This is a genomic window from Trebonia sp., assembly GCF_049794275.1.
Lineage (GTDB): Bacteria > Actinomycetota > Actinomycetes > Streptosporangiales > Streptosporangiaceae > Trebonia.
This window is the reverse complement of the sequence record NZ_JBARCR010000845.1, coordinates 1-3,815: the sequence shown is the minus strand read 5'-3', so window position 1 is coordinate 3,815 and position 3,815 is coordinate 1. Positions and strand designations below refer to the sequence as shown.

Genomic DNA, 3,815 nt, shown 5'->3' with positions numbered 1-3,815 from the left:
GCCGGGTTGGCGATCAGCCGCAGGTAGGCCAGCAGGTCGCGGACCTCGCGCCGCTCGTAGAACCGGACACCGCCGACCACCCGGTACGGCAGCCCGACCCGGATGAACACTTCCTCGAAGACACGGGACTGCGCGTTCGTCCGGTAGAAGACCGCCACCTCGCCGGGGATCGCGAGGCCCTCGTCGTTGAGCCGGTCGACCTCCTCGGCGACGAACGCGGCCTCGTCATGCTCGTTGTCGGCGACGTACCCGACGATCGGCGGCCCGGCGCCCGCGTCGGACCACAGGTTCTTCGGCTTGCGGCCGGGGTTGCGGGACACCACGGCGTTCGCCGCGGACAGGATGGTCTGCGTCGAGCGGTAGTTCTGCTCGAGCAGGATCACCGTCGCGTTGGGATAGTCCTCTTCGAATTCGACGATGTTCCTGATCGTCGCGCCGCGGAACGCGTAGATGGACTGGTCCGCGTCGCCCACCACGCACAGTTCGCTGGGCGGCACGGAGTCAGGCGAGGACGTTCCGGACGAAAAGAGAGCAGAACCACCGGAGACCAGTTCCCTGATCAGGACGTACTGGGCGTGGTTGGTGTCCTGGTACTCGTCGACGAGCACGTGCCGGAACCTGCGGCGGTACGCCTCGGCCACCTCGGGGAACGCCTGGAACAGGTTGACCGTGACCATGATCAGGTCATCGAAGTCGAGCGCGCCGGCCGCGACCAGGCGGCGCTGGTACTCGGCATACGCCTCGGCCAGGGCCTTCTCGCGCGCGGTGCGCGCACGGGCGGCGAACGACTCGTAGTCGATGAGCTCGTTCTTGAGGTTGGACACCTGCGCCGCCATGCCCTTCGGCGGGTACTGGCGCGCGTCCAGCTCGAGCTCCCGGCAGACCAGCGCCATCAGCCGCTGGGAGTCCGCCGCGTCGTAGATCGAGAAGTTCTGCGGGTACCCGAACCGCTTGGCCTCACGGCGCAGGATCCGGACACACGCTGAGTGGAACGTCATCACCCACATCGACCGGGCACGGCGGTCGCCCACCAGCTGCGCGACGCGGGACGCCATCTCGCCTGCCGCCTTGTTGGTAAATGTGATCGCCAGGATCTCGGCCGGCGACACGTCCCGCTCGGCTAGCAGGTAGGCGATCCGGTGAGTCAGCACCCGGGTCTTTCCTGACCCAGCGCCGGCCACGATCAGCAGCGGACCGCCCGCGTGCACGACGGCAGCGCGCTGCTGCGGATTGAGGCCGTCGAGAAGGGAATGCGTCGCCGTGGTGGTCACCTGTCCAGACTAGGGGCTGGCACCGACAAAGGGGGCGACCGCCGCGAGGGCGCGACAGCCGCGCATCCCCTCTACCAGGGGGAATTGACGGATCGAATGTACCGATTTGGGGGCGATCTAGGTCTCAGCGCGGTATCGTAACTTGCTCACCACCGTAACCCTCAGGGGGTCTTTCATGGGATCGCGCGGACGGTCCATCCGGCTCAGAATCTACTTCCTGGTGGCTATCCCGCTTATCACGATGCTTGGTCTCTTCGCATACGTGGCCTATACGTCCATCAATTACTGGCTGACCCTGGACAAGGCGCCGAGTTTGATCAAGGCCACAGACGTGCCGATGACCCGGTTCGTCAGCCTGCTGCAGGACGAGCGGCGGGCCGCGGTCGTCTACCTGTCGCACCCGGACGCCGCCAGCCTGAGCGTGTACCAGTCCGCCGTCATGACGACCAAAGCCGGCGCGCTGACGCTCGACATCGCCATCAACTCGTCGGGCACCCAGTCCAGTACGAGCCCGCAGGAGTCTGCCGCGATCACCAGGATGATCGGCTCCGTCAACGGCATGACCGGGCTGCGCACCGCGGTGAAGAACGAGGAGCTCACCCCGCTGGACGCGCTCGGCGCGTACACCAAGATCATCATGGATCAGTCAGCGGTGTTCCAGGCCGAGGCGAACAGCACGACCGACGCGGCCGCCGCAACCGAGGGCCTCGGGCTGATCGCCACCATCAGCACCCGCGAGGATATCGACGAGCAGGACGCGGTGCTGGCCGGGGCGTTGGCGTCCGGATCGCTGACGCCCGCCGACCGGGTGGTGTTCGACCAGGCCGCGGGGCGGCAGCAGGACGACACGGCGCTGTACACCAATCTGCTCACCCCGGCTGAGCTGAGAACCTTCGACGCGGCGCTGAACTCGCTGGCCCCGACGACGGTGCAGAACGACCTGACCACCGTGCAGCAGGGCGTGGAGGGCGGCGCGACGCTGCGGCAGCTGGGCCTGACGCCCGCCGCGTGGCAGAAGCTGACCGGCGCCGTGGCGAACGGCAACTACCAGGGTGGGCTCTCCGCCTCCGGCGGAGAGCTTAGCTACGTCCAGCAGATCGCGAATGACGCTAAGAGGCGCGTGTGGGAGGTCGCCATATTCGGCCTGGCCGGCCTCATCCTCACGCTGCTCGTCTCGATCCTGCTCGGCCGGTCCATCAACCGGCGGCTCACCGCGCTCCGCCGCTCCGCGCTCACGCTGGCCGAAGAGCAGCTGCCCGCGGTGGTGAGCAGGCTGCGCCGCGGCGAGAGCGTGGACGTGGCGGCCGAGGCGCCTCCGCTGCGGGTCGGCAGCGACGAAATCGGCCAGGTCGGCCAGGCGATCGATACCGTGCGGCAGACCGCCATCAGGTCCGCGGTCGACGAGGCGCGGCTGCGGCAGGGTGTCAACGACATGTTCCGCAACCTGGCGCGGCGCAGCCAGTCGCTGCTGCAGCGCCAGCTCACCGTGCTCGACGGCATGGAGCGGAAGGCCACCGACCCGGACGTGCTCGAAGACCTGTTCAAGATGGACCACCTGACCACCCGCATGCGGCGGCACGCGGAAGGCCTGATCATCCTCTCCGGTGCTCCGCCCGGCCGGGGCTGGTCGGCGCCGGTCAAGCTCATCGACGTGATGCGCGGCGCCATCTCCGAGGTCGAGGACTACGCGCGGGTCACCGTTTCCACGCAGTCGCGGGCAGCGCTAGCGGGTTCCGCCGTCACCGACGTCATCCACCTGCTCGCCGAGCTGATCGAGAACGCGACCACGCTGTCCCCGCCGTTCACCCAGGTTCGCGTCTCCGGCGAGGCGGTCGCCAGCGGGTTCGCGATCGAGATCGAGGACCGCGGGCTCGGGATGACACCGCAGCGGATGGCTGAGCTGAACGAGCGGCTCGCCCGGCCGCCGGAGATCAACCCGACCAACACCGAGCAGCTCGGCCTGTTTGTCGTGGGGCAGCTGGCACGGCGGCACGGCATCAGCGTGACGCTGCGGCAGTCGCCGTACGGCGGCACCACCGCGGTCGCGCTGATCCCTGACCGGCTGATCGAGGACGAAGGGCCGGCGGCGATCACCGCGGCCGGTCCCCCGGTGGCGGCCGGGGTGCCGACGCCGAACAGCGGCTACGGGATGAACGAGGCGTACCCGGGTAACGGGACGTACGCGGGTAGCGGGGCGTACGCGGGCAGCGGGGCCTATGCCTCGAATGAGGCCTACGGGCCTGACGGCTCATACCGGGCCTACGGGCCTTACGGGGCGAATGGGGCGAATGGGGGCACTGGTGCGGGGACCGGCGCCTTCCAGCAGCCCTACGGCGCCGACGGCTCCGGCCTGCCGGTGCCCAGCTTCTCGCCGTCCGGGTACCCGGGCGGACCGCCGGACCCGGGCAACACGATGGGCGGCCGGGGCGGCTACCCCGGCTACGGCGGCTACCCAGAGCCGACTCCCCCGCAAGCGCCGGGGGCGCCAGCGGCGCCGGGGGTGCCGGGGAACTGGCAGGGACCTGGCGGCCCGCAGGGGCAGGG

2 protein-coding genes are annotated in these 3,815 nt (G+C 69.4%); one reads left to right on the top strand and one right to left on the bottom strand.

Going from position 1 to position 3,815, the window contains the following annotated elements; genetic code table 11:
* On the bottom strand, positions 1–1,271 hold a 1,271-nt coding region (locus WA805_RS21920), incomplete at its 3' end, for a UvrD-helicase domain-containing protein (RefSeq protein WP_425243268.1).
* 175 nt (positions 1,272–1,446) lie between these two features.
* Here WA805_RS21920 and WA805_RS21915 point away from each other — a divergent pair.
* A partial coding sequence (locus tag WA805_RS21915; RefSeq protein WP_425243267.1) for a nitrate- and nitrite sensing domain-containing protein occupies positions 1,447–3,815 on the top strand: 2,369 nt, incomplete at its 3' end.